Origin of the sequence: Sphingomonas sp. (assembly GCF_035490575.1) — a bacterium.
Lineage (GTDB): Bacteria > Pseudomonadota > Alphaproteobacteria > Sphingomonadales > Sphingomonadaceae > Sphingomonas.
This window is the reverse complement of sequence record NZ_DATJLI010000174.1, coordinates 1-2,856: the sequence shown is the minus strand read 5'-3', so window position 1 is coordinate 2,856 and position 2,856 is coordinate 1. Positions and strand designations below refer to the sequence as shown.

4 protein-coding genes are annotated in these 2,856 nt (G+C 68.2%); all 4 read left to right on the top strand.

Annotated features, from left to right (window positions below):
• Positions 1-104: 104 nt before the first annotated feature.
• Positions 105-302 (top strand): hypothetical protein, encoded by a 198-nt coding sequence (locus VL973_RS13330; RefSeq protein ID WP_325284516.1) that lies wholly within the window; start codon positions 105-107, stop codon positions 300-302.
• Between the two features lie 26 nt (positions 303-328).
• Positions 329-1,210 carry a UDP-N-acetylmuramate dehydrogenase gene (gene murB / locus VL973_RS13325; protein ID WP_414712251.1) on the top strand — a complete coding sequence of 294 codons (882 nt, stop codon included), beginning with the start codon at positions 329-331 and terminating at the stop codon, positions 1,208-1,210.
• Positions 1,207-2,151 (top strand): D-alanine--D-alanine ligase, encoded by a 945-nt coding sequence (locus VL973_RS13320; protein ID WP_325284515.1) that lies wholly within the window; start codon positions 1,207-1,209, stop codon positions 2,149-2,151. Before murB ends, VL973_RS13320 begins: the two co-directional genes overlap by 4 nt.
• 5 nt (positions 2,152-2,156) lie before the next feature.
• Positions 2,157-2,856 (top strand): cell division protein FtsQ/DivIB (locus VL973_RS13315; RefSeq protein WP_325284514.1); only part of this gene is annotated, 700 nt, incomplete at its 3' end.

Genomic DNA, 2,856 nt, shown 5'->3' with positions numbered 1-2,856 from the left:
CTGGCGGGTGTGATCGCGCCGGGCGATCAGGTCATCTGCCTGGGCGCGGGCGACATCACCAAATGGGCAGCGGACCTCGCCGCCGCGATTGAGGATGCACGAACATGAGCGACTGGTTCTCCACCGCCGTCGAAATGCAGCGCGAAATCCTGCGTGCCCAGCGCGCGCAGATCGAGGCGGGCAGCAAGATGATGCAGGCCGCCAAGCCGTTGGCCGCCGCGCAGGCGGCGTCGGCGAAGGCGGCCAAGGCCAATCTTGAAGCGTGGCAGATGTGGCTCGATTTCTGGACGCCGAAGAAATGAACGCGGCCGCTGCTCCTGATTCGGCAATGCCGGCGGTGCGCGGGCGGCTGACGCCGGGTGCGCCGCTGGCGCCGCTGGTCTGGTTCAAGGCGGGCGGCCCGGCGCAGTGGCTGTTCGAGCCGGCCGATGCGGATGACCTGACGGCGTTTCTGACCGCGCTCGATCCGGCGGTGCCGGTCATGGCGCTGGGGCTGGGGTCGAACCTGATCGTGCGCGATGGCGGCGTGCCGGGCGTGGTCGTGCGGCTGGGTAAGGCCTTTGCCGGGGTCGAGTGGCTGGATGCAACCACGCTGCGCTGCGGCGGCGGGGCGAGCGGTATCCTCGTTTCCTCGACCGCGCGCGATGCGGGGATCGGCGGCGTCGAGTTTCTGCGTTCAATCCCCGGCACGGTCGGCGGTTTCGTCCGCATGAACGGCGGCGCTTATGGCCGCGAAGTCAAGGACGTGCTGGTCGAGGCCGATGTGGTGCTGCGTTCGGGGGAGCGGGTCACACTGTCGAACGACCAACTGGGCTACACCTATCGCCACAGCAGCCTGGCCGATGGCGGCGTCGTGGTGTCGGCGACGTTTCGCGGCGAACCGGCCGAACCGGCGGCGATCCAGGCGGAAATGGACCGCATCGCCGCCGCGCGGGAGGCGTCGCAGCCGCTCAGGACCAGAACCGGCGGCTCGACCTTCAAGAACCCGCCGGGGGAGAAGGCGTGGGCACTGGTCGATGCGGCGGGCTGTCGCGGATTGCGCCATGGCGGCGCGCAGGTGAGCGAGAAGCACACCAATTTCCTCATCAACACGGACAACGCCACCAGCGCCGATATCGAGGCGCTGGGCGAAGAAGTGCGCGACCGTGTGCGCGCAACGTCGGGCATCGAACTGGAATGGGAAATCCAGCGCGTGGGGGCATTTGAGTGACGAGCGTAACCCCCCTCCACATCGCCGTGCTGATGGGCGGCTGGTCGGCCGAACGCGAGGTGTCGCTGATGAGCGGGGCGGGGGTCGCCGACGCGCTGGAAAGCGTGGGCCACCGCGTCACGCGGATCGACATGGGCCGCGACGTGGCGGCGAAGCTGGCGGCGGCGAAGCCCGATCTGGTGTTCAACGCGCTGCACGGCACGCCGGGGGAGGATGGCAGCGTTCAGGGGATGCTGGACCTGATGGGCCTGCGCTATACACATAGCGGCCTCGCCACTTCGGTCATCGCCATCGACAAGCAACTGACCAAGCAGGCGCTGGTGCCGCACGGCATCCCGATGCCCGGCGGGCGGGTTGTGAAATGTGCGACATTGTTCGAGCGCGACCCCCTGCCGCGACCCTATGTGCTGAAACCCGTGAACGAGGGTTCGTCGGTCGGTGTCGCCATCGTCACCGATGAGAGCAATTACGGCAACCCGATCGCCCGTGACGCCGTGGGACCATGGGGCGAGTTCGAAGAATTGCTGGCCGAACCGTTCATCCGCGGGCGCGAGCTGACGACGGCGGTGCTGGGCGACCGCGCGATGGGCGTGACCGAATTGAAGCCCAAGGCGGGCTTTTACGATTACGAGGCCAAATATACCGATGGCCTGACCGAGCATGTCTGTCCCGCCGACATCCCCGACGACGTGGCCGCCGCGTGCGAGGCGATCGCGGTCGAGGCGCATCGTCGGCTGGGTTGTCGCGGTGCGTCGCGGTCGGATTTCCGTTGGGACGATACGCAAGGGATCGCCGGGTTGTTCCTTCTGGAAGTGAATACCCAGCCGGGCATGACCCCGCTCAGCCTGGTGCCCGAACAGGCGCGTCACCGCGGTATGAGCTATCCGCAGCTTGTGCAGGCGATCGTTGAAGAGGCCATGCAGGACGTGGGGAAGGGATGAGCCGGATGCAGCAGCGCCGCACTGCCCAGCGCCGACCCGGTCCCCAGCGCAAGCCCGGCGGTCGCAAACCGCGCGCGTCGATCCTTGACCGCGCGATTGCCGCGCTGCCGATGTCGGAGACGACGTTGCGCCGCACATTCGGCTGGTTCTTCGCGCTGATCATCGGCGCCGCTGCGATCGCGGTCGCGGCGCTGTTGGGCGTGCCGGGCATGATCGGCACCGCGATTGCCGAGGGGATGGGCCGCGCGGGCCTGCGCGTCGAGCAGGTCGAGGTGACGGGCCTGAAACGCATGGACCGCATGGCCGTCTATGCCGTCGCGCTCGACCAGCAATCGCGCGCAATGGCGCTGGTCGACCTGGACGAAGTGCGCGACCGGCTGATGCGCTATGGCTGGATCGCCGATGCACGGGTGTCGCGGCGGCTGCCCGACACGATCGTCATCGACGTGGTCGAACGCGCACCGGCTGCCGTCTGGCAGAATAATGGTCAGTTGATGCTGATTGACGAGGGCGGCACGCTGCTCGAACCCGTGCGCGCCGATGCGGTGCCCAACCTGCCGCTGCTGGTGGGGGAGGGGGCGAATGCCCAGGCGCCGGCCTATCGCCGCCTGCTCGACGCGGCACCCGCACTAAAGCCGATGGTGCGCGCGGCAAGCTGGATCGGCGACCGCCGCTGGGACCTGCAATTCGTGTCGGGCGAAACGC